Below are 23,365 nucleotides of genomic sequence, written 5' to 3' on the forward strand. Positions count from 1 at the left end.
AAACCGCAAGCCTCACCACCACCGCCGTCGCTTCGCCACCACCATCGCCACCGCGACCAGGATGCCCATCGCGACGATCGTGGTCACGAATCCGATCGTGCCGGTCTTGAAGATCGGCGCCTGGAAGTTCATCCCCAGCACGCCCGCCACCACCGCCAGCGTGCCCAGCAGCACCGTCACGAAGGTCAGCGTGCGCATGATCTCGTTGGTGCGCTGCGCCGTGTGCGTGGCGAACAGTTCGAAGCTGCCGATCACCAGCTCGCGTGCGGCTTCCACCGCATCGAGGGTGCGATCGAAGCGCTCGCTGAGCGCGCGGCACTGCTGCTGCGTGCCCTCGTCCGCGTCGGGACGGAAATCCGGACGCGCCATCGCGCCGTACACCTGCCGATGCGGCGTCAGCAGGCGGCGCAGTTGCGACGCCGCGCGGCGCAGCACCGCCAGTTCCTTCACGTAACCGCGCGGCAGCGGCCGCTCCAGCAACTGCACTTCGAGCCGGTCGACGTCCGCTTCGAGTTCGGCGACCGCATCGAAGTACGTCGACATCTGCCAGTCCAGCAGCGAAGCGGTGAAACCCTCCGCGCTCAGCACGCCGAGATGCGTGTCGGCCTGCTCGCGGTCGCCGAGCTGCGCGAGGTATTCCAGCGGCTGCCGGTGCACGGTCACCACGAAGTTGCGTCCGCTGAGCACCAGCAGCGACTGGCCGCGGCACTCCAGGCGCTTTTCGCCGGCGACCACCACCACCTTTACCAGGAACCAGTCGCCGAAGTTCTGCAGCTGCGGCCGCCCGTCGTCGTGATCCAGCGCCGGCACGGCATCGCCCAGCCCCAGGGTCTGCAGCAGTGCGCGGGCGTGCTCGCCTTCGTGGTCGATCCACAACAGCTGGCGTTCGGAGAGTGCGTGCAAATCGACGGTGTCGACGGCCACTTGGCGATCGCTGCCGTCGTCATCGAACAGCACCGCACGCGTCCGCCCCTCGCGCGACGCAGCGCCTGCGGCCGGTGGCGAGGACAGGGGCGGGCCCATGTCGCTCAGTGGTGCTTGCGATCCCCGCCGCGACTGTCGCGGTCGCCGCGATCGCCCTGGCCCGGCGGCGACGCGTGCTTCGCGGGCTTGCGCACGTCCTGGCTCAGCGAACGGCCCAGATCGTCGGACTCGCGGATGCGGCCCTGTTCATCGCGCCGCACCAGGCGCTTGTCGCCGCGGGGAGAAATCAGTTCGCGCTTGCTCATGGCTGCGGCCCGGTGTTTGGGGACGCCCAGCTTCCGGCGACCGCGGTGAAGGTGCGGCGAATCCGCGCAGGAGCGCCGCACCGCTACCGGATGCACGCATCACACCGCACACACGAAACACGCGCGTCACGTCGCACGTACGCGAAGGCCCCGCCTGGCGGGGCCTCCTTCCGCTGCCACCTGCAGCGGCGCGTCATTGCATTCGCGTCAGCTGTTGTCGCGATTGGTCTGGGTATTGCCGCTCTGGCCGCTCTGCTTGCCCTGGCCCTGCCGGGTGGATTCGTCCGTGTCCTTGCGGCCGGCCTGGCGCTGCTGCTGGTCCTGCTCGCGACCCATGCCTTCGCGGCGCTCGGTGCTCGAGCCGGTGTTGCCGGTGTTGGTGCGGTTCGGGTTGTTGCCCATGTTGGTGTTACCCATCGGTGTATCTCCACAAGGCCGACTCATGTCGGTGCGCGCATGGTGGGCAGCGGGCGGGTAGGCGGCAGTGAGCGGCGCGCGAACGTTGTGCAAACAAACGGCACAGTGACGCGCGCGGCGCGGCGGTTGGCGCATTCATGCGCGAGGCGGCGGTTGAATGGTTAAGGCGGTGCGCAGGGCGTCTGGCGGGTGACGAGTGCAGAGGCCGAAGTGCAGAGCAAAAGCGCGGAGCAAAAGCGCCCCTCATCTGCCCTTCGGGCATCGTCTCCCCGCGATGCGGGGAGAAGAGGAAGCCTGCCGCGACGCCGGAGGAGAGGAAGCCCGCCGCGACGCGGGGCGGAGAGGAAACCCGCGCGCGCATTCCCCTCTCCCCGCTTGCGGGGAGAGGGTCGAGCGGCCGCCAGGCCGCTGAGGGAAGGGCGGGTGAGGGGAGCGAGCGCAGCGAGCTGCCTTTCGCTCTCGCTTTCCCAGATACCCAACTACCCCCAGTTCACAACACCGCCACCCCCACCGCCGCACCGTATCCCCGCGATCCGCCGTGCGCGCCGTTCGCCGTCCTCGCGCCGCGCGCCGGCGGCTTCGCACCCGAATACGCCAGGAGCACATCCATGAAACGCCTGCTCACCACGGCCTTCCTCCTGCTGGCGCTCGCCGCGTGCGCCACGCCGAGGGTGTTCACCGATCACGATCCCAACGCGCCGTTCTCCCGCTACCACAGCTACAGCTGGCGCGAGAAAGCCGAGAAGGCGCCGCCGCTGGTCGCGCAGCGCATCGTCGCCGCCGTCGACGCGCAGCTGCGCGCGAAAGGCTGGACCCTGATGCCCGAAGGCGGCGACATCGCCCTCGCCGCGCACGTCGCCAGCCGCCAGGAATACGAACTCGACACCTTCTACGACGACCCCTTCTGGGGCGGCTGGGGCTGGCACGGCCACTGGGGCCATTACTGGGGCGCGCCGCGCCTGGGCTTCGACACCACGCGCGTGCGCAGCTACACCGTCGGCACGCTGGTGCTCGACATGTTCGACACGCAGACGAAACAGGCGGTCTGGCGCGGCACCGCCGAAGGCACCGTACCGAAGAAGCCGGAGAAACTCACCGCCGACATCCAGACCGCCGTCGCGAAGATGTTCGAAGACTTCCCGCCCGGCAGCGCCATGCGCTGACGGCGCAGCACGACAACACCTGCGCTACACCGCCGGATGCCGCCGCGTCGTGCGCGCCGGCGCCGGCCGGTTGCGCGCGGCAAGATCGCCGCACAGCGCGCGCAGCGCGGTGACCAGTTGCTCGGGCCGGTACGGTTTGGCGATCAGCGGCTGCCAGCGCAGGTCCGGCGGCATGTCCAGGCGCCGCGTCGACGACGCCAACAGATAGGGAATCCCGCGCGCGGCGAGCGCACGCGCCAGTGGGAACACCATCCCGCCCTCCAGTCGCACATCCAGGATCGCCGCATCGACCGCCTTCGCGGCCAGTACCGCTTCGCCGGTCGCGGCATCGCGCGCGCATTCGACCTCGTAGCCGGATTGCACCAGAACATCGGAAAGCATTGAAGCGAGCGAGCGGTCGTCCTCGACGATCAGTACGCGGTTCATGCGCAGCCACACAACGGGAGGAAACGCGAGGATCGCCCGTCGCGCGTGTGCGCCGTGTGGGCAGTCATGCAGGTGGCGTGCCGCCACCGCAGGCGCGTGTACGGGCGCGTGCGCACGAAAGCCCGGTGCCCGCGCGCGACACGCCGATCGCACCGGCGGCGCCAACCTGCATGAACCGCTCAGCGTCATCGCACCGCCTGCACGCGCTCCACGCACGCCCGTCACCTTTCCCGGTCCACGCTGCGCGCTATCCCGATGCGAGCCCGTGAACCGACATGACGACCCCGCGCAACCGCCCGCCGCGTGCCCCCGCGCGCAAGACCCCGACGAGCAAGTCCCTGCCCACGCGCACGATCCAGCCACGCCGACCGCGCGCCGAAGACCCGACCGCGCGCATGGTCACGCCCAGCCGCAAACGCACCGTGCACTGATCGTCGCTGCTGCGCGCGATGCGAAGCGCATCGCACCGCGTTCATGAACGTAGGAGCGGGCCACGCCCGCGACGCCTTCCGTTTCGCGCCCAGCGCATCCATGCAGCGCTCCGGCAAAACACCCCGCCCCGATTCAGATATCCCACTCCAGCGGCCCGATCCGCGTGCGCACGTCCATGTCCCACTCGCGATCGCGCATCACGCGCTCCTTGAGTTCGTAGCCGATCGGCCCGCTGAAGCTCTCAAGCCGCCGCCACAACAGCGGTCCCGGCTCGCCGACTTCGTCCGGTTCGCGCTCCTCGCGGAAGATCGCGATCGCATCCATCGCGCGCGCATCCACCACCCGCGGCGTGAGTCGTACGTTGTAGCGGACGGTGCAGTGAGGCATCGCGCGAGAGTGCACCGCGCCCACGCGGTAGCCAACGATGAATGCGCTGCGTTCACCCACGCGGGGGATGATCTTCACGCGGCCGTGACGCGACCGCGGTTTCCTCGTACATCTCACTCGCCCCTCGAGCGCGCATGAACAGCCAATTGGCGGACTTCATCGAACTCCACACCGACGCGATCGTGGAGGGCGCGATCCGCTTCGCCCGCTCGGTCGAGGTCGCCACCGTCCTCGACGACGCGGCCCTGCGCGACCACCTGCCCGACATCGTCGCGGCGATCGTCGCCGACCTGCGCACCCCGCAGACGCGCGCGGAGGAAATCGAGAAATCCGAAGGCCGCGCCGTCGCGCCGCCCGGCCGCGCGCGCTCGGCCGCCGGCACCCACGCCCTGCATCGCGCCCACAGCGGCTACAGCATCGCCAACCTGGTGTCGGAATACCGTGCCCTGCGCGCGTCCGTGCTGCGGCTGTGGGCCGATGCACCCGAGTGCGCGGCCGCCTCGCACGAGGACGTCACCCGCTTCAACGAAGCCATCGACGAAGCGATCGCCGAGTCGGTCAGCCACTACGCCACCGAAGTGGAGCGCTGGCGCAACATCTTCCTCGGCGTGCTCGGCCACGACCTGCGCAGTCCGCTCAGCGCCATCGTGATGACTTCGGAAATGATCGCGCGCATGGCGGTGGACGCCCCCGTCGCCGACGCCGCGCAGCGCCTGATCCGCAGCGTCGAGCGCATGCGCGTGCTGCTCGACAACCTGCTCGTGTACAACCGCGCCCAGACCGGCGTCGGCTTCCAGATCGAGAAGCACGACACCGACCTGGTGCCGTGCTGCCACGAGGAAATCGAACTGCTGCGCGCGTCGCTTCCCGGCGCGCGCATCCACTTCCGCGCGCCCGCATCGGTGCGCGGCCGCTTCGACGCCGGCCACATCCGCGAAGCGCTGTCCAATCTGGTGGTCAACGCGTACAAGTACGGCGCGCGGGGCGGCGAGATCGAAGTCGAACTGCGCGAGGAACCCACCGGCGCCGAACTGAGCGTCGCCAACGCCGGCACCGAGATCCCGCGCGAGCAGTTCGACCTGATGTTCGAACCCCTCCGCCGCGCCGGCCTCGCTGCCGACGAGGAAACCGAACGCGCCAGCCTCGGACTGGGCCTGTTCATCGTGAAGCAGATCGCCCTGGCCCACGCCGGCAGCATCCGCGCCGAATCCGCCGACGGACATACGACGTTCCGGTTGCGATTGCCGCGCAGTTGAGTGGGGCGTTGAACGGATAGTTGGCGAACGATCGAGTGATCGAGCGATCGAGTGATCGAGCGATTGAGCGGTTCAACGACTCGAACATGCACGTCGCGACCCGTCCGCGCCCACTGAGATCCCCGCACTTCTCCCTCCCTTTCGCGCAGCGAAGGGGAGGGCCGGGGAGGGGTGCGAGCGCAGCGAGCGGCTTTCGCGGTGGCGTGAAGAAGGAGCAACAGCAAAAACAAAAGCACCCCCTCCCAACCTCCCCCTTGCGCTGCGCGCAAAGGGGAGGGGCTTCAAACCAGGGCTCGCGCGACAACGCACCGGCGCGATGGCCGAGGTGCTGCACGACTTGCATGCACCCCGCACTCCGATCGCCGCTTCTACCCCTCCCTTTCGCGCAGCGAAGGGGAGGGTTGGGGAGGGGTGCGAGCGCAGCGAGCTGCTTTCGCGGTGGCGCGAAGAACCAGCAACAGCAAAAACAAGAGCACCCCCTCCCAACCTCCCCCTTGCGCTGCGCGCAAAGGGGAGGGGCTTCAAACCAGGGCTCGCACGACAACGCACCGGCGTGATGGCCGAGGTGCTGCACGACTGGCCGCACCCCGCACTCCCATCGCCGCTTCTCCCCCTCCCTTTCGCGCAGCGAAGGGGAGGGCCGGGGAGGGGTGCGAGCGCAGCGAGCGGCTTTCGCGGTGGCGCGAAGAACCAGCAACAGCAAAAACAAAAGCACCCCCGCCCAACCTCCCCCTTGCGCTGCGCGCAAAGGGGAGGGGCTTCAAATCACGGCTCGCGCGGCAACGCACCGGCGTGATGGCCGAGGTGTTGCACGACTGGCATGCACCCCGCACTCCGATCGCCGCTTCTCTCCCTCCCTTTCGCGCAGCGAAGGGGAGGGCCGGGGAGGGGTGCGAGCGCAGCGAGCGGCTTTCGCGGTGGCGCGAAGAACCAGCAACAGCAAAAACAAGAGCACCCCCTCCCAACCTCCCCCTTGCGCTGCGCGCAAAGGGGAGGGGCTTCAAACCACGGCTCGCGCGACAACGCACCGGCGTGATGGCCGAGGTGCTGCACGACTGGCATGCACCCCGCACTCCGATCGCCGTTTCTCCCCCTCCCTTTCGCGCAGCGAAGGGGAGGGTTGGGGAGGGGTGCGAGCGCAGCGAGCTGCTTTCGCGAGGGCGCGTAGAAGAAGCAACAGCAAAAACAAAAGCACCCCCTCCCAACCTCCCCCTTGCGCTGCGCGCAAAGGGGAGGGGCTTCAAGCCATTGCTCCACGACAGCGCACCTGTGTGATCGCCAAATGTGCTGCAACTGCACGACTTGCATGCACCCCGCACTCCGATCGCCGCTTCTCTCCCTCCCTTTCGCGCAGCGAAGGGGAGGGTTGGGGAGGGGTGCGAGCGCAGCGAGCGGCTTTCGCGATGGCGCGAGGAAGGAGCAACAGCAAAAACAAAAGCACCCCCTCCCAACCTCCCCCTTGCGCTGCGCGCAAAGGGGAGGGGCTTCAAACCACGGCTCGCGCGACAACGCACCGGCGTGATGGCCGGATGTGGAGCGCCAGTTGCTTCTCCTCCTCTCACCCCGCGGAGAGAAGGTCGAAGCGCGATAGCCTGCTGAGGGCGGAGCGCCGGATGAGGGGCGCTTTTGCGCTTCACTGCATCAAAAACAGAGAAGCCCCAGGTGGGGCTTCTCAAACGAGGCGCTGAACGCTACGAGACCTGCGTATTCATCCGCATCGCCAGCGACACCGCCGCCTCCGGTCGCGGCGCATTCCCCTGGAGCTCCTGCGTCGCGACGTTCTCCGCCCGCTGCACCGACTCGGCCAGTGGTGGCGGTGCCGCGCCGAGATCGACTTTCGCGAAGAACCCCGGCGTCCGGCCGATCACCCACGCCTGTCCTTCCACTACCGCCACGCGATCGAGCTGATCCACTCCGCGGATGCCGTTGATGCGCGCCTGTGCGAACGCATGGGCGGCATGTTCTGGCGACGTGCCCTCAGGCAACTGGCGCCGGATCGCATCGAAGAGCGCGTCGGCATGTCCCGGTCGCTCCTGCTCGCCACGCACGTCGCGCGCGCCCGGCCCCGGCGCCTGCTGCCTTGGCGGGGCGCGGTCGGCGGGCCGCTGCTCCGGAGCGACTTCATCGCCTGCCTGCCGTTGATGCACAGCGGCGGGCGTCGTCGACGTCAGGACGTACTGCCAGCGCGTCTGCTGCGGGCGGCCACGCACCGCGGTCTCGAAGCTGTGGTAATCGCCGCGCAGGATCGTCTGGCAACCGGCGGAATCGGTATTGGCCGACGAGCCCGGATGGATCTTGAACGAGCGGTCCAGATCCTGGACGCCATTGATGTCGGCCTGATCGAACCACCCGTCGCCATTCGTATCGCGCTGCACGCGACCGGCGCGTGCGTTCGGCGTCAGCGCCGCCGGGCTGGGACGCAGCGCGAAGTCGGCGGCTTGGCCATGCGGCGCCGGATGAGTCGTCGCCTGCATCTCGATGGTGCCTTCGGCCAGACGGCCAAGGTCACGCAGTCCATCGCCGTTGACATCGACGCCTTCGATCTTGCGACGCGTGACGTCGCGGTATCCGGTTGCGGCTGCGCGCACCTGTCCGTCTATCCCGCCTTGGGCAAAGCGCCGATGCCCATCGCTGCCGGCATGATGGTCGTACTGGGCCGTGGGTTCGGTGTTGGCGCGATCGAATGACCGAAGATGGCGGCTTCCGTCTGCACCACGCCACAACACGACAACGCGATCGTTGTACACACCCACGCCAGTGCGCGACTCGTCAGCCTCACGAGTGCGAGGATCATCAAGAGCAGGAATCGCGACGCTTCGATCGGAAGGCGACGCCAGCGTCGAGTTCTCCCGACGTAGCCCCAGGATGACGCGGTCCTGGCCCTGCAAGGCTTCGCGCGCAGCCTGGTTTCCGCGCGTCGCCACGATGCTCGCGAATATGTCGTATTGCTGCGCGTCGGTCAGACCTGCCATCTCGTTGACTTCGCCAGGGACTCCTCCGGTTGAGAATCGCGGCGCCCGGCTTGCAGCGGCGACGCGATCCAATGAGGCGTAAGTGCCTTCCTCGCCTGTGGTCGCGCCAGCGCGGCGCAATGCAGCAATGCGGTCGGCGGCGCCTGCAGCCACATAGCGATCCAGCGCCTCCTGCACCACAAGACGCTCTCCCTGGCGCTCGCGTTCCAGCAACTGCATAGCTTCGCGCGTCCGGTTCTGCTCCAGCAATGCGATTACGCGATCCGCCGACTGGCGAATGTCGATTTCGGTCTGTCCTGTCATTCCATGACTCCTGTGAGTGGCTTACCTGCCGTTGATGACGAAGCGATCGTGTTGCGGGAATTCGTAGGGGCACGCCGTCTTGTTGTCAGGAACTCGAGCGCAGGGCCACTGCGAGCGAGCCACGCGCTCCTTCAGTTCGAAACTCTGTCCGTTCCAGACCAGGAAGCCGAAGTGCGCTACGCCTCCGGCGTCACGCGGATCGTCGGATGGAATCGGGCGATCCGGGTCGAATTCCATGATCCAGCGCATGGTTGGTGCAAGCCCCAGTTTGCTCATGTCCAGCCACAGCGGCCCCCCGCCCAGGTCGTCGTAGTGCGTGCGCTGTGCGGGTGACAGTGCCGGTTTTTCCGGGAGAAGCTGTGCAGTGACGTCCATCGGCGCGCCAGCGCCTGTTACCCGATAGGCCTTCAGGCCCATGCCATAGCGACATCCGGGTGCGTACGGGTCAGCACACATGTCGGCGACGAGATACACCGTCGTGGCCGGATCGGATCCTTCAAACGAGCGAATTCCGAGCTCCCGCCCCACCATCAGATCCATGCGCCTGCCCAGGCCCGGAATGACCTTGAAGGTCACGTCTTGGGTGGGCCAGGGCTCTTTGCCTTCGCTCGACGCATTCCGCTGCGTCAGCCAGATCACTGTCTGCGCGAAGTAAGTGGGCAACGCGCCATAGCAGAGGTGGCCGGGCTCCGCTGAGGTATCAGCCGCCGGCTCCGAACCGGGAGGGCACGCCGGTTCATCGCGCGCAATGGCAGGTGCTTGCCTCGGTGCCGCCGCCGTTGCCATGTCGGTCGCTACCGGGGGCGCCGCTACATCGGCCGAAGTAGCCAGCGTCGGCGTTGTGGAGGCTTGCGTGCACCTCGCCAACGCGAGCGTCAGCAGAAGGGCAGGGAAGGGTGAATGCGTGTCGAAGCGCATGAATGGACGGTCCTTATCCAGAGCGGCCGGGCCTGGCCGCGCGGAAGCGTAGCGCACGCCGGCGCCAGCTCACCATCCTTTCGGCATTCCGGCACGCGATGAGGTCGCCGCTTCTCTCCCTCCCTTTCGCGCAGCGAAGGGGAGGGCCGGGGAGGGGTGCGAGCGCAGCGAGCGGCTTTCGCGGTGGCGCGAAGAACCAGCAACAGCAAAAACAAAAGCACCCCCTCCCAACCTCCGCCTTGCGCTGCGCGCAAAGGGGAGAGGCTTCAAACCAAGGCTCGCGCGACAACGCATCGGCGTGATGGCCGAGGTGCTGCACGACTTGCATGCACCCCGCACTCCGATCGCCGTTTCTCCCCCTCCCTTTCGCGCAGCGAAGGGGAGGGTTGGGGAGGGGTGCGAGCGCAGCGAGCTGCTTTCGCGGTGGCGTGAAGAAGGAGCAACAGCAAAAACAAAAGCACCCCCTCCCAACCTCCCCCTTGCGCTGCGCGCAAAGGGGAGGGGCTTCAAGCCATTGCTCCACGACAGCGCACCGGCGTGATGGCCGAGGTGCTGCACGACTTGCATGCACCCCGCACTCCGATCGCCGTTTCTCCCCCTCCCTTTCGCGCAGCGAAGGGGAGGGTTGGGGAGGGGTGCGAGCGCAGCGAGCTGCTTTCGCGGTGGCGTGAAGAAGGAGCAACAGCAAAAACAAAAGCACCCCCTCCCCACCTCCCCCTTGCGCTGCGCGCAAAGGGGAGGGGCTCAAAGCACGGTTCGCACGACAACGCACCTGCGTGATTGGCGGATGCGCTGCTCGATATGCATGCAAGCCGCGCCCCGATCGCCGCTTCTCCCCCTCCCTTTCGCGCAGCGAAGGGGAGGGTCGGGGAGGGGTGCGAGCGCAGCGAGCGGCTTTTGCGGTGGCGCGAGGAACCAGCAACAGCAAAAACAAAAGCACCCCCTCCCAACCTCCCCCTTGCGCTGCGCGCAAAGGGGAGGGGTTCAAACTACGAACCTCACACCGCCAACCCCACATCCCCCTCCAGCACCGTCTGCTTCAGTTGCGGTCGCTCACCCGGTTGCCACAACGCCGCTTCATGTCGCACGCGATACCGCAGCGGGCCGCCGTCCTCGCCCGGTGCGCGCGTGATCGGACGCGGAATGCACACGAAGTCGGTCACCATCCGTTCGCCGTCCACACGCACGGTCGCGTAGCCGTGTCCGCCGGCGTCGTAGAAGGTCAGGTGCGGGGCCAGTTCCGGATTGCGCACCGCCAGCGCCTTCTGCAGGTCCCTGGTCTTTTCGTATTCCAGCGCCGAGCGCACGCCGTGGCGCAGCGTCAGGTTCTGGGTGGACTGCGGCCTGCCATCCTTGTCCTCGGCGATGTACAGCCCGCGCGTGGGATTGTTTTCCTTCTTCTGGTTGTGCTCGTTGGCCTCGGCCGCGCCCGGGGAAATCAGCGAGCCGCCGACAAAGCTGACGCCCACCGGTTCGAACGCCGCCGGCGGCAACGCCTTCGCGGCGTAACCGGCCCAGAAGCTGTGGCGATCGCCGGCGACGACGATGAGCCCGGTCATGCCGGCATCGCGCACGGCATCGAAGATCTCCGCGCGTTCGTGGTACATGCTGCCCCAGTCGTACACGGTCATCAGGCCGTAGCCCTTGCCCTTCCACTGGCGCGACAACTCGGGCGGCAGGTTCTGCGGATCGACACGCGTATCCAGCGTGCCCAGCGAATTGCCCCAGACCTTCCACGTCGCCGTCGCGCCGCGCAGCTGGTCGAGGAACCACGCCTTCTGCTTCGCGCCCAGCATCGACTGCGGCGGATCCTTTGCGACGTAGTTGTCCACGCTCCTGTCGCCCATCACCAGCTTCGCCGGCGGGTGGCCGTCGGCGTAGGCGCGGCCGCCGTCGAGCTGCGCCCACAGCTCCTCCGGCACGAAGCCGAGCACGTCGCCTTCGAACAGCGGACCGATCTCGTCGTGGCTGCCCGGATCGCGCGAGCGGAAGCTGCGGTTGTCGGTGATGAACAGGTCGATGTGCCGGCCCCAGCGCAGCGCACGGTAGGCGATCAGGCTGTTGATCGCGGCGAGGTTGTTGGGCTCGGTGCACAGGCCGGTGTCGTCGAAGTCGGCGGGCTTCATCGGCACGTCCTCGACCTGCGGCGCGTCGAAGGCGGCCAGGTTCGAACCCGGCGCCAGCACGCGCGCCGGCAGGAATTCGAACCACGCCTGGTTGGCCGCGACCTTCAGCGTCTGCGCCGGCACCCAGCCGTCGGTGCCGGCGAATTCCTGGATCGATTGCCAGCCGTTCCACGAGAACTCGTGGTTGTCCCAGATGCACACGAACGGCCAGCGCGCACGCGCGTCCTGCAGGTCGGGATCCTGCAGATAGGCCTTGTAGGCGACGCGGTAATCCTCCAGCGAATCGGGCACCCAGAAGCGGTTCTTCGCGACGGTCTTGCCCTTCGGATACTTGATCGGGAAGGTGATGAGGCGGTCGTAGCGATGCCCGTTCTTCACCTGGTCCGGGTACTGCACGACTTCGTAGATGAAATCGCCCAGGTGCAGCACGAAGTCGATGCGCTCGCCCGGCGCGGCGCGTTCGTCCTCGTAGATCATCCGGCGATAGCCGTTGCCGTAGCCCTCGGGAATGCTCTGGCAGCTGACGAAGGCGAACTTCGCCGGACGCAGGTCGTCGGCGGCGGGCGCGGTCAGCGTGCGACCGATGCGGCTGCCGTTGCCGTCCTCGTCGACGAAGCGATACCAGTACTCGCGCGCCGGCTGCAGCTCGCCGACGAGCACACGGCAGGTCCAGTCCGAGCGCGCCAGCACCGGCGCCGCGGTGGTCGCGACCACGCGCGTGAACGCCGCATCCTCCGCGACTTCCACCAGCAGCATCCCGCGCTCGCGGTTGTCCGCATACGGCCGCCGCGTCCACAGCAGCACGCTGTTCGCATCCGGATCACCCGACGCGACGCCCTGCGGAAACAGATCGCGGCGTTCGCGCCACCCACTCGACGACGGCCGCACCGTCGCGCATCCCCACGCGAGCGTGGCACCCATCGCAGCGGCGAGCTTGAGGAACTGACGACGATCGAGAGTCGGCATGGCGGCGCCCCGGGACGTGACGGATGCGCCGCACGCTAGACCCGCGACATGGGTGGGGAACGTGCCGGAAGTACTTGCCCGCACCCCCGCGCTTGTTCGCCATCCCCGCGAAAGCGCGAACCAGCGCCTTTGTACTGGTTATCGCCTTGCCGTTTTGCTCGTCATCCCCGCGAAAGCGGGGATCCAGTGTCTTTGTCCTTGTCCTTGTCTTTGTCTTTGTCTTTGTCTTGTTCCTGCTCGTCATCCTCGCGGCCTTTCACGGCCGAATGGCTGGGCAAGCGGGGATCCAGCGAGTAGCCCGTGTAAGCGCAGCGCGTAGCCCGCGTAAGCGCAGCGCACCCGGGTCGCGAGGAGCCTCACCCGCGATAGTTCCCGACACGCCGCAGCGCGCGAGAAAGAAACATCGGCGCGCTATTCCCCCTCCCTTTCGCCGAAGGCGAAGGGGAGGGTCGGGGAGGGGTGCTCTTGCTTTTGCTTTGCCGTCACAGACTCGCGAACCCACACGCAACATAAAAAAGGGCCCCGCATCCGCAGCGCGTAGCCCGGGTAAGCGCAGCGCACCCGGGGTCGCGAGGAGCCTCACCCGCGATAGTTCCCAACGCGCCGCAGCGCGCGAGAAACATCGGCGCGCTGTTCTCCCTCCCTTTCGCCGAAGGCGAAGGGGAGGGCCGGGGAGGGGTGCTCTTGCTTTTGCTTTGCCGTCACAGACTCGCGAACCCACACGCAACACAAAAAAAGGCCCCGCATCCGCAGGGCCTTCCCACATCACCACCTCAACGCAAACGCCACTGCATGCTCAGGCAGTCACCGCCTCCGGCTCCGCCTTGCGCCGCCCATTGGCCTCGAAGCGCTTGCCCAGATCCCGCCGCAACGCCTGCAGACCTTCGCTCTTGCCCGCGATCTTGAGGAACGCATAGCCCTCCAACGCCGACGCCATCGCATCGCTGCCCAGCGCCACTTCGGTATCGCGCACCCGCTCGACCAGACGCGTCAGCCGCACCAGGCGCGCATTGAGCGCATCGTGCGTTTCCAGGTCGCGGCGCATTTCCTCGACATCCAGGTTGCGCGGCAGCAGCCCGCTGTTCTCCGCCATCACGTCCAGCGCCTTGCGGCAGAACGCCTCCGACCCGTCGCCCATGCGCACCGCGTGCTTCAGCGATCCGGGCGCCAGCGCCACCAGCATCGGCGCCAGCTGCTGCTCGACCTGGGCGAGCAGCTGATCCAGCTGGTCCCACTGCTCCGGCGAAAAATGCGTATTCACCAGGTTCTGACTCATTCCCTGCTCCTTGTCCGTGATCCATTGAAAGCCGGCCACCATGGCCGACGCGCAAAGGCTAGCCAGCGCGTGTGCCGGCGCCCATCGGACAAGTCCGCGCCGCGGGATAGGAAAACTCCGACCCGTGTCGCCCGGGCTCCCGACCGCAGTCGGCCCGGGCGGGGACACCAGCCCGCTCGCACCCCGGCGCAGTCCCCCAGGCAGCGAACCGAAGTAGGGTCCGGCCCCGACCCGACTCGCCGGCGAGGGGAGTGCGGTCGTTCGGCGAGCGAAGCGCGGTATCCCGGCGAAGGGACTGCAGTCGGGCTGACAGGAGACTGCGGTGGGTGATCGATGGACCGCAGGAGGGCGCCGAGGGGACTGCGATAGGCCGCCGAAGGGACTGCGGTAGACCGGCGAGGGGACCACGGCAGGCGGCGAGGGAACTGCGGTAGGCGGCGAGGGGACTGCGGTAGGCGGCGCCTCCCCCTTCTCCCCGCCCCAGCGGGGAGAAGGTCGAAGCGGCGCAAGCCGCTGAGGGAAGGGCGGATGAGGGGCGCTCTTTGCCCTTTCAGCCATTTCAAACCCCCAGCCCTCCCCACCCCCACCCCCCACCCGTCATCATCCCAACCCCGGGAACGTGGCAGGGGGCCACATGACCGCACTCACCGAGCGCTTCACCCGCGCCGTCGACTACGCCCGCATCGCCCACGCCGGCCAGGTCCGCAAGGGCACCACCATCCCGTACCTCACCCACCTGCTCGGCGTCGCCGCCCTGGTGATCGAACACGGCGGCACCGAGGACCAGGCCATCGCCGGCCTCCTCCACGACTGCATCGAAGACTGCGGCGAAGCCCACGAAGCCACCATCCGCGCCGAGTGCGGCGACACCGTCGCCCGCATCGTCCGCGCCTGCACCGACGGTACGGCGGAAGACAAGGGCGCCTTCGTCACGCCCGAAGAAAAGAAAGCCGACTGGCTGCGCCGCAAACGCGACTACCTCGCGCACCTGGCCGAAGCCGACGACGAGGTGCTGCTGGTGTCGGGGTGCGACAAGCTGCACAACGCCCGCGCCATCGTGCAGGACCTGGAAGACCCGCGGGTGGGGGGCAGCGTATTCGCGCGCTTCACCGGTGGGCGCGACGGCACGCTGTGGTATTACGACGGCCTCGTCGCGATCTTCTCGCGGCGCAATACGCCCGCAGCGCCGGCGGTTGCCAATGCCGTGGCCCGTATGCGCGCGCTTTCCGCTTCCCACCCCTGATCAAGCAATGACCAACGAAGAATTCAAACGCACCCTCTGGGACGCTGCCGACAAGCTGCGCGGCTCGGTGGCGGCGGCGCAGTACAAGTACCCGGTGCTGGGCTTGGTGTTCCTCAAGTACGTGTCCGACATGTACGACGCGCAGTCGGAGGTGATCCGACAGCGCATCGCCGATCCGCGTTCGGACTACTACATCGAGGACGAGGCGACGCGAAAGGAGAACGAGGACGCCTTCGCCCGCGACAAGACCTTCTACGACCTCGACAACGTGTTCTGGATCCCGCCGGACGCGCACTTCAGCGTGCTGCTGGCGCAGGCCACCGCGCCGGACCTGGCCCAGCGCCTCGACAAGGCCATGGCCGCGATCGAAGCGGAGAACCCGCGCCTCAAGGGCGTGCTGTACCGCGAGTTCTCGCGGCTGGAACTGGAGCCGGGCAAGCTCGGCGAGCTGATGGGACTCATCGCACGGCTGAAGTTCGACGCGCACAAGCACGACAGCCGCGACGTGTTCGGCGAGGTGTACGAATACTTCCTCGGCCAGTTCGCGCTGAAGGAAGGGGCGCGGGCCGGCGAGTTCTACACGCCCAAGAGCGTGGTCAACCTGCTGGTGGAAATCCTCGCCCCGTTCAAGGGCACCATCTACGACCCGGCCTGCGGCTCGGGCGGCATGTTCGTGCAGTCGGCGCGCTTCAAGGACGCGCACCAGGCGCAGCTGAAGAAGAAGGGCGACCTCGCCATCCACGGGCAGGAACTGATGGCCGCCACCCGCCGCCTGTGCCTGATGAACCTCGCCGTGCACGGCCTCGACGGCGACCTCGGCCAGAGCTATGGCGATACCTTCGCCAACGACCAGCACAAGACGCTGCGCGCCGACTACGTGCTGGCCAACCCGCCGTTCAACATCTCCGACTGGGGCGGCGACAAGCTGCAGGACGATCCGCGCTGGGTGTACGGCATCCCGCCCAAGGGCAACGCCAACTTCGCCTGGCTGCAGCACATGCTGGCGCGCCTGTCCGCGCGCGGCCGCGCCGGCATCGTGCTGGCCAACGGCTCGATGAGCTCGCAGCAGAGCGGCGAGGGCGAGATCCGCCGCGCGATGGTACAGGCCGACGTGGTCGAGTGCATGGTCGCGCTGCCGGGGCAGCTGTTCTCCAACACGCAGATCCCCGCGTGCCTGTGGTTCCTGTCGAAGGACAAGGCGGCGGGCGGCAATGGCAAGGTGGACCGGCGCGGGCAGATCCTCTTCATCGACGCGCGCAAGGCGGCGAGCGGGCGCATCAGCCGCACCCAGATTGAGTTCACCGACGAGGACCTGCAGCGCGTCGCGCAGGCCTACCACCGCTGGCGTGGCAGCGACTTCAGTGATGGTGGCGAGTACGCCGATGTGCCGGGTTTCTGCTACAGCGCCTCACTGGCGGACGTCGAGAAGCACGGCTTCGTGCTTACCCCGGGCCGCTATGTCGGCGCGCAGGCGGAAGAGGACGACGACGAGGCCTTCAACGACAAAATGGAGCGGCTGACCGCGCAGCTGGCCGAGCAGATGGCGAAGGGGGCGGAGCTGGATGCAGTGATCCGGGAGAAGCTGGGGGCATTGGGTTATGGCGTCTGAGTGGAGGCCTGTACGGATCGAGGAAATCGCCGAGAAGATCGCGATGGGGCCGTTTGGCTCAAATATCAAAGTCGAGACATTCGTCGATGAAGGAATTCCAGTCATCAGTGGTGCCCACTTGCATGGGACACGCGTCGAGGATGGAGACTTCAATTTCGTTACGCCAGAGCATGCCGAAAAGCTCAGAAATTCGAATGTCTATCGCGGCGATGTGATCTTCACTCATGCAGGAAACATCGGTCAGGTTGCGTATGTTCCAAATAACTCCCGATACGAACGCTACGTCATTTCTCAGCGTCAGTTCTATCTGAGATGTGACCAGGCCAAGGCTGATCCGGCATTTATCACCTACTTCTTTCACAGCCCAGAAGGTCGGCACAAGCTGTTGGCCAATGCGTCGCAAGTCGGCGTTCCGTCCATCTCGCGCCCGTCGTCGAACCTAAAGGAAATCGAAGTCGCATTGCCGAGCCTTGCGGAGCAACGTGCAATCGTCGATCTCCTTGGATTGATTGAAGATCGCATCGGCAACCTGCGCCAGACCAACGCCACGCTCGAAGCCATCGCCCAAGCCCTGTTCAAGTCCTGGTTCGTGGACTTCGACCCTGTACTCGCCAAGGCCGAAGGCCGCGAGCCGGAAGGCATGGACGCCGCCACCGCCGCCCTGTTCCCCAGCGAATTCGAGGATTCCGAACTCGGCCCTATCCCGCGAGCGTGGGGCTGGGCAACGCTGGGTGTCCTCTGTGAATCGCGAGGAGGCTTTATCCAGACAGGTCCGTTCGGAAGCCAATTGCATGCCAGTGACTACGTCGAAGTTGGCGTACCCGTTGTAATGCCTCAGGACTTGTCTGGGCGTCGGGTTATAGAGGATCGAATCGCGCGAATCGCCGCGGAAGATGCAGATCGCCTTGAGCGGCACAAGCTTCGAGCTGGGGACATTGTGTTTAGTCGTAGGGGCGACGTAGGCCGACATGCAGCCATCTCAGAGCGAGAGGCTGGGTGGTTGTGCGGAACGGGTTGCCTGCTTGTTAGGCCGGGAAGCTCGGAGTCTGTTTCTGCATTTTTCTCAGCGGCGCTGGCACGGCCCGAAGCTACGGAATGGCTGGTGCGACATGCCGTGGGCGCAACGATGCCAAACCTAAACACCAGAATTCTTTCAAATCTCCCGATGATTCAGTCGCCACCCGAGATCATGAGCGCGTTCGAATCGATCTGCGGTCCGCTTGAGAGTCGCGTGTCGGCGAATCTCGAACAAGCTGCGCAGCTTTCAGCCCTCCGCGACGCCCTTCTCCCCCGCCTGATCTCCGGCAAGCTCCGTCTGCCGGAAGCAGCGACGGTTCTGGAAGAACTCACTGAAAGCAACGGCTTCGCCGAGCCGGCAGGAGTGGCCTGATGACTGACAACGAAAAGCCGCAATGGGAACTGGTTGCCGACGCTGTGCTCGCATTGGGCGGTCAGGCCAACCGCCATCAGGTCTGGGAGTACCTGAAACGCAGCCACCCGGACATTCCGTTCAGCACGGTGACCGCCGAACTGAACAGCGTGTCGGTCAACTCCCAGGCCCGTACCTCCTACAACACCGGCCGGGAGCCCAGGCGCACGGATAGCGGCAACCGCTATGACCGGTTGTTCAAGGTGGGCAGCGGCGCGGGCGCGCACTACGTTCCCTACGACCCCAAGGCGCATGGCGTCTGGGAGATCTATCCGGATCCGGCGGCCACCAGCACGCACAAGACCTCGATCCGGCGGGTGGATGGCGCGAATACGGCGGTGACGGTGACGCTCACCGAAGGCGCCATCAAGCCCGGAAACACCTTCTTCCCGATCAAGGCGTTCGAAGGCGATTTCTTTCCGTCGTCGCTGATCCGCGCGAAGGCCCCGGACGCACCCGCGGTCAAGGCGCGCTTCACCACCGACGCCGGCATCGAGTTCCAGTCGGACATCTACCGCAGCAGCGTCAACACCGGTTATCTCCACAACCGCGCCGCCGCAAGCGACTACTACGCCGCGCGGGGCGCCAAGAGCGGGGACGTGCTTCGTTACGAGCGCACGGGCGACGGCAGCTACCACATCACGCTTCTTCCGGCGGCGACGGGCACCGGCAGTGCCAGCCAGCAGAACCCTGCTACGCAAACCGAGACGACCATGACGTTGCCCATCAACAAGATCCTCTTCGGCCCGCCCGGCACGGGCAAGACCTACCGCACCGTCGATGAGGCGCTGCGGATCCTCGATCCGGTGTTCCTCGCCACGCACGGCGACAGTCGCGACGCCCTGAAGACGCGCTTCGATGAACTGTCGGACGCAGGCCGCATTCGCTTCGTCACGTTCCACCAGAGCTTCAGTTACGAGGACTTTGTCGAGGGCATCCGTGCAGACACCGACGGTGACGAAAGCGACGAAAAGGAAGGCGGCATCCGATACCGGGTGGAGCCCGGTGTCTTCAAGCAGATCTGCGAAGCGGCGCGCAGCCGCACCGTGGTGGAGTCCGGCTCCGGCATCGACATCGCCGGACGTCGGATCTGGAAGATCTCACTGGGCGACGCCAATACGGAAGGCCATATCTACGACGAATGCATGGACAAGGGCCTGGCACTGCTCGGGTTCGGAGCGGGGGCGGATCTGTCAGGCGTAACGTCGCGCGCGGACATCGTCGAACGGCTGCGTGCCGCTGGCGAGCACGTCGATTCCGCCGACTACCCGGTCACGGCCCTCGATCTGTTCGTCCGTCGTGTCCGGGTGGGTGATCTGGTCGTCGTTTCGCAGGGCAACTTCAAATTCCGAGCCCTTGGCGAAATCACGGGCGGCTATGTCCACGTCGACCGCGATGGCGCGGATACGTATGCCCAGGGACGGCCGGTGCGCTGGCTCCGGCGCTATGAGCCCGCGCGGCCGTACACGGACCTGATGGACAACCGCTTCAGCCAGATGACCATCTACGAGCCGGGCACCATCAAGCGGGAACGCCTGGCCGCGCTGCTCGCACCCGAACAGGCGGAAAGCAGGGAGCCAGAGCCGCGTGTGCTGATCATCGACGAGATCAACCGCGGCAACGTGTCGCGCATCTTCGGCGAGCTGATCACCCTGATCGAACCCTCCAAACGCGAAGGGTGCGGCGAAGTGCTGAAGGTCACCCTGCCGTACTCCAGGGACGAGTTCAGCGTGCCGCGAAACCTGCACATCATCGGCACCATGAACACGGCGGACCGTTCGCTGGCCGGGTTGGACGTGGCACTAAGGCGGCGGTTCGAGTTCACCGAAATGCTGCCCGACATCGACGCGCTGGATGGTATCGGGGTCGCGGGTATCCCGATCGACGTGCTGCTGTCCACGATCAACCGGCGTATCGAAGTGCTGCTGGGCCGCGATTACATGATCGGCCATGCCTACTTCATGCGCCTTAAGGAAACACCGGCGATCGACGTGCTGGCCGGGATCTTCCGCCGCCAGGTGCTGCCCCTGCTGCAGGAATACTTCTTCGAGGACTGGCAGAAGATCGCGTGGGTGCTCAACGATCACCGCAAGGCTGACGATGCCTTGAAGTTCCTCAAGCAGAACGGGGCAGGTATGGCCGAACTGTTCGGCGACCTGGAGCTTCCCGGCGAAGGCAGGCTGTGGTCGATCAACCCGGAGGCATTCGAGAACCCGGACGCCTATCTCGCGACCATCAAGGCAGCGCAGCCGGCGAAGGTGCCACCGGCCATCGCGTGAAACTCGTTACCGTCCGCGAACATGCGCGACTGACGACCGGGCCAGTTCCGGCCGGCAGCCTCGACGCCGCCGGCATTCCACTGTCTGCTTTCGACTGGCTGTGCCGTGAGGCCCAGCGGCATCGCGCGGGTGGCGCGCCCCTGGTGCAGGTGGAGGATCGGCGCTGGCTGCGGATCGACAACTACGTGGGCGTGCTCGAATCTCCGTGTGGCACACGCATCGAAATCCTGCCCAAGCATGTTCGCGGCGAGAGCGACGTGGCGACAGCCCGCAGGGTGCTGGTGAGGATGCTCAGGGAAGGGCTGCGTCTTCCGAGACCACGCATCAGTGATCCGACGGCGCTGGAGACCTTCGATGCGCCGGTCAGCGAGTGGATCATCCAGCAGTTCCTGCTGGAGCTCGACGGACTGGTGCGTCGCGGCCTGCGTTTCGACTACCGGCTGGTCGAAGAAGAAGTGCGCTTCCTGCGCGGACGGCTGCAGATAGCTCGCCAGCTTCGGCAACCGGTGGGGCGACAGCACCTGTTCCAGGTCGAGCACCAGGTCTTCGACGCCGATCGCCCTGAGAACAGGCTGATTGCTGCCGCGCTACTAAAGGTAGCCGGCATGACGCGCGATCCGGCGAACTGGCGCCTCGCGCACGAACTGGAACACCAACTGGCCGAGATCCAGCCCAGCCAGGATATCGCCGGCGACTTCCGCCGCTGGAGCCGCGACCGCCTGATGGCGCACTACGCCGGCATCCGCCCGTGGTGCGAGCTGGTCCTCGGCGACCGCAACCCGATGTCGGCGCTCGGCGAGTGGACCGGGCGCAGTCTGCTGTTCCCGATGGAAAAGGTGTTCGAGTCCTTTGTCGAAGCCTGTCTCCGTCGTCACCTTCCTCCGGCTGCGAAGATCAGGTCGCAGGCAGCCAGCCAGTACCTGTGCCATCAGGGCAAGCGCCCGATGTTCCAACTGTGCCCGGACTTCGTCATCGAGTACGAAGACAGGAAGTGGGTGGTGGACGCCAAGTGGAAGCTGCTCGACGAAACCGACGCCGCGAAAAACTACGGACTGAGCCAGGGCGATTTCTATCAGCTGTTTGCCTACGGACAGCGATATCTGTCCGGAACGGGCCAGCTGGTGCTCGTGTTCCCGGCGTCGGACACCTTCCGGCATTCTCTGGATACCTTCGACATGCAGGAGGGCCTGCGCCTGGATGCCATCCCGCTGGATCTCGAAGGTGGCCGATTCATCACGCTTGAGCAGTCGCCCTTGCCATTTCTACAAGGAGAAGTGCATTGAAGAAGGAACTCATCACTCGCTTGCACCGCAGTTTCGAAGATGCCGCCCACGAGCAGGATGGCGTGGAGTTCTGGCTGGCGCGCGAACTGCAGGATCTGCTGGGCTACACCACATGGCGGCGCTTCGAGGAAGTCATTGACCGCGCCAAAACCGCCTGCGCCAACGCCGGGCAACCAGTGCCGGACCATTTTGCCGACGTTGGCAAAATGGTCGAGAGGGCGGCGCAAGGTGTCCTGCAGCCAGCCATGCCGGAGATCGCAACGTGAGCGACAAGTACAACCTCTACTGCGATGAGAGCTGCCACCTCCCCAATGACCGTCACTCACTGATGGTGTTGGGGGTTGTCACTTGTCCGGTGGAGAAGAGCCGGGAGGTCGCCGTGCGATTGCGCGAGATCAAGCAGGCACACGGCATGTCTTCGGATTTCGAGGTGAAGTGGAACAAGGTCTCCCCCGCGCGGAAAGATTTCTATCTGGCGTGGGTGGACTACTTCTTTGACGATGATGATCTGAGCTTTCGCGCCGTTGTGGCCGACAAGACCGGACTTCAACACGCAGCGTTCGGACAGGACCACGACGATTGGTATTACAAGATGATGTTCAGGTTGCTGGAGCCGGTGATCCTGCCCAACGCGTGCTTCCGGGTCTACCTCGACAAAAAAGACACGCGCAGTGCCGATAAGGTTGCCAAGCTACACGAAGTCCTCTGCAACAATGTCTATGACTTCAACCGGGAAGTTATCGAACGGGTACAGGTCGTCGAGTCACATGCCGTCGAACAGCTGCAGTTGACGGACCTCTTGTTGGGCGCAGTGGGATACGAGAACCGGGGCTTGTCGGGCAACGCCGGGAAGGACGCGCTCATTGCGCGACTCAAGGAACGCTCCGGGTACGCGTTGACGCGATCGACATTGCTCCGTGAGCCGAAGTTCAACCTGTTTCTCTGGCGCGGACGCCAGGGTGGGCCGGTGGCATGAGCGGAGAATGGTTGCCGGACCTGCTCTTGCTGGAGGATTCGCAAGGCAACTGGAACGCCTATCTGGAAAGGCTGCATGCCTGCTTCAAAGCAGACTTTGTAGACTCAAAGCCGACGTGGCCGGGCAAGCGTGTAGGCCTCAAGCATCACCCGGCGTACGACGGCAAGAGCGCTACCTTCTGGCATCTGATCTCCGAGGGAGATGAGGAGTCGGAGCGGATGCCAGACATGCGTCGTTGCGAACGCATTGGTTGGCCGCGACCGATGATCGATGAGTTCGACGAGGCGGCGCCGGGGACCACCAGCTGCCGCGTCGTATGGTGGGTCGAAGAACGCGAGCGCGAGCAGCGTTACCTACTTGCCCTCGACGACTTCAGCTATGTCGTGGTCGTTGCTGACCGGGGAAGTTATGTGTTGCCCTGGACGGCCTTCTGCTGCGAGTACGCGCATCAACGCGACAAGCGCAGAAAGGCCTTTGAACGGTATTGGGAAGCCAGAAAAGGCTGAGGCCGCCCCGGAGGACGGCCTCGTTACTCTTTCAACACATGGTTGATGAGCTGGGTGGGGATGGTACTGAGGGGCGGATGACCCTGCAATGAAGGCCCGACAAGCGGCCATTTCTGCCGGCGATCGGCTCACATCTGACATGGACACCACGAACACGGAGGGTTCGCGG

General features: G+C 66.0%; 20 protein-coding genes. 11 read left to right on the forward strand and 9 right to left on the reverse strand.

What is annotated here, in order from left to right; genetic code table 11:
* Positions 1–12 precede the first annotated feature (12 nt).
* The 3 genes from ACFPN1_RS13640 to ACFPN1_RS13650 form a co-directional block, all read right to left on the reverse strand.
* Positions 13–1,023 carry a CorA family divalent cation transporter gene (locus ACFPN1_RS13640; RefSeq protein WP_386755672.1) on the reverse strand — a complete coding sequence of 337 codons (1,011 nt, stop codon included), beginning with the start codon at positions 1,021–1,023 and terminating at the stop codon, positions 13–15.
* 5 nt (positions 1,024–1,028) lie between these two features.
* Complete coding sequence (locus ACFPN1_RS13645) at positions 1,029–1,229, reverse strand: hypothetical protein (protein WP_386755673.1); 201 nt, start codon at positions 1,227–1,229, stop codon at positions 1,029–1,031.
* 207 nt (positions 1,230–1,436) lie between these two features.
* Positions 1,437–1,646, reverse strand: coding sequence for a hypothetical protein (locus ACFPN1_RS13650; protein ID WP_386755674.1), 210 nt, complete (start codon positions 1,644–1,646; stop codon positions 1,437–1,439).
* A gap of 608 nt (positions 1,647–2,254) precedes the next feature.
* Between ACFPN1_RS13650 and ACFPN1_RS13655 the strand changes: the two genes are divergently transcribed.
* Positions 2,255–2,809: a DUF4136 domain-containing protein gene (locus ACFPN1_RS13655; protein ID WP_386755676.1), complete on the forward strand. Its 555-nt coding sequence runs from the start codon at positions 2,255–2,257 to the stop codon at positions 2,807–2,809.
* A gap of 24 nt (positions 2,810–2,833) precedes the next feature.
* On the opposite strand, the gene ACFPN1_RS13660 is transcribed toward ACFPN1_RS13655, so the two are convergent.
* Positions 2,834–3,235, reverse strand: a complete 402-nt coding sequence (locus ACFPN1_RS13660) for a response regulator transcription factor (protein WP_386755677.1) — start codon at positions 3,233–3,235, stop codon at positions 2,834–2,836.
* A 275-nt stretch (positions 3,236–3,510) separates the two neighbouring features.
* Here ACFPN1_RS13660 and ACFPN1_RS13665 point away from each other — a divergent pair, with 275 nt between their 5' ends.
* The gene (locus ACFPN1_RS13665; protein WP_386755678.1) at positions 3,511–3,666 is read left to right on the forward strand and encodes a hypothetical protein; all 156 of its coding nucleotides are present in this window, start codon (positions 3,511–3,513) and stop codon (positions 3,664–3,666) included.
* Positions 3,667–3,799: 133 nt separating this feature from the next.
* On the opposite strand, the gene ACFPN1_RS13670 is transcribed toward ACFPN1_RS13665, so the two are convergent.
* Entirely contained in the window at positions 3,800–4,132 is a 333-nt protein-coding gene (locus ACFPN1_RS13670) for a hypothetical protein (RefSeq protein WP_386755679.1), read from the reverse strand.
* Between the two features lie 56 nt (positions 4,133–4,188).
* On the opposite strand from ACFPN1_RS13670, the gene ACFPN1_RS13675 reads away from it, so the two are divergent.
* A complete protein-coding gene (locus tag ACFPN1_RS13675; RefSeq protein WP_386755680.1) occupies positions 4,189–5,310 on the forward strand; it encodes an ATP-binding protein in 1,122 nt (373 codons plus the stop codon).
* A gap of 1,691 nt (positions 5,311–7,001) precedes the next feature.
* Here the strand turns inward: ACFPN1_RS13675 and ACFPN1_RS13680 are convergent.
* From ACFPN1_RS13680 to ACFPN1_RS13695, 4 genes are all read right to left on the reverse strand, one after another.
* Positions 7,002–8,585: a hypothetical protein gene (locus tag ACFPN1_RS13680; RefSeq protein ID WP_386755681.1), complete on the reverse strand. Its 1,584-nt coding sequence runs from the start codon at positions 8,583–8,585 to the stop codon at positions 7,002–7,004.
* Between the two features lie 21 nt (positions 8,586–8,606).
* Complete coding sequence (locus ACFPN1_RS13685; protein ID WP_386755682.1) at positions 8,607–9,503, reverse strand: hypothetical protein; 897 nt, start codon at positions 9,501–9,503, stop codon at positions 8,607–8,609.
* Between the two features lie 998 nt (positions 9,504–10,501).
* Positions 10,502–12,595, reverse strand: coding sequence for an alkaline phosphatase D family protein (locus ACFPN1_RS13690; RefSeq protein WP_386755683.1), 2,094 nt, complete (start codon positions 12,593–12,595; stop codon positions 10,502–10,504).
* A 796-nt stretch (positions 12,596–13,391) separates the two neighbouring features.
* Positions 13,392–13,871: a hypothetical protein gene (locus ACFPN1_RS13695; RefSeq protein WP_386755684.1), complete on the reverse strand. Its 480-nt coding sequence runs from the start codon at positions 13,869–13,871 to the stop codon at positions 13,392–13,394.
* 634 nt (positions 13,872–14,505) lie between these two features.
* On the opposite strand from ACFPN1_RS13695, the gene ACFPN1_RS13700 reads away from it, so the two are divergent.
* From ACFPN1_RS13700 to ACFPN1_RS13735, 8 genes are read left to right on the forward strand one after another with little or no spacing between them, the layout of a single operon-like run.
* Entirely contained in the window at positions 14,506–15,114 is a 609-nt protein-coding gene (locus ACFPN1_RS13700) for an HD domain-containing protein (RefSeq protein WP_386755685.1), read from the forward strand.
* A 7-nt stretch (positions 15,115–15,121) separates the two neighbouring features.
* On the forward strand, positions 15,122–16,723 hold the full coding sequence (locus ACFPN1_RS13705; protein ID WP_386755687.1) for a type I restriction-modification system subunit M: 1,602 nt from the start codon (positions 15,122–15,124) through the stop codon (positions 16,721–16,723).
* Entirely contained in the window at positions 16,713–18,113 is a 1,401-nt protein-coding gene (locus ACFPN1_RS13710) for a restriction endonuclease subunit S (RefSeq protein WP_386755688.1), read from the forward strand. The genes ACFPN1_RS13705 and ACFPN1_RS13710 overlap by 11 nt, the downstream gene beginning before the upstream one ends.
* The gene (locus tag ACFPN1_RS13715) at positions 18,113–20,431 is read left to right on the forward strand and encodes an AAA family ATPase (protein ID WP_386755689.1); all 2,319 of its coding nucleotides are present in this window, start codon (positions 18,113–18,115) and stop codon (positions 20,429–20,431) included. The genes ACFPN1_RS13710 and ACFPN1_RS13715 overlap by 1 nt, the downstream gene beginning before the upstream one ends.
* The gene (locus ACFPN1_RS13720) at positions 20,428–21,714 is read left to right on the forward strand and encodes an McrC family protein (RefSeq protein ID WP_386755690.1); all 1,287 of its coding nucleotides are present in this window, start codon (positions 20,428–20,430) and stop codon (positions 21,712–21,714) included. Before ACFPN1_RS13715 ends, ACFPN1_RS13720 begins: the two co-directional genes overlap by 4 nt.
* Positions 21,711–21,980, forward strand: a complete 270-nt coding sequence (locus ACFPN1_RS13725; RefSeq protein WP_386755692.1) for a hypothetical protein — start codon at positions 21,711–21,713, stop codon at positions 21,978–21,980. The genes ACFPN1_RS13720 and ACFPN1_RS13725 overlap by 4 nt, the downstream gene beginning before the upstream one ends.
* Complete coding sequence (locus tag ACFPN1_RS13730; RefSeq protein WP_386755693.1) at positions 21,977–22,690, forward strand: DUF3800 domain-containing protein; 714 nt, start codon at positions 21,977–21,979, stop codon at positions 22,688–22,690. Before ACFPN1_RS13725 ends, ACFPN1_RS13730 begins: the two co-directional genes overlap by 4 nt.
* The gene (locus ACFPN1_RS13735) at positions 22,687–23,196 is read left to right on the forward strand and encodes a hypothetical protein (RefSeq protein WP_386755694.1); all 510 of its coding nucleotides are present in this window, start codon (positions 22,687–22,689) and stop codon (positions 23,194–23,196) included. The genes ACFPN1_RS13730 and ACFPN1_RS13735 overlap by 4 nt, the downstream gene beginning before the upstream one ends.
* The last annotated feature ends 169 nt before the right edge of the window (positions 23,197–23,365 follow it).

The organism is Lysobacter yangpyeongensis (assembly GCF_042655745.1).
GTDB classification, from domain to species: domain Bacteria; phylum Pseudomonadota; class Gammaproteobacteria; order Xanthomonadales; family Xanthomonadaceae; genus Agrilutibacter; species Agrilutibacter yangpyeongensis.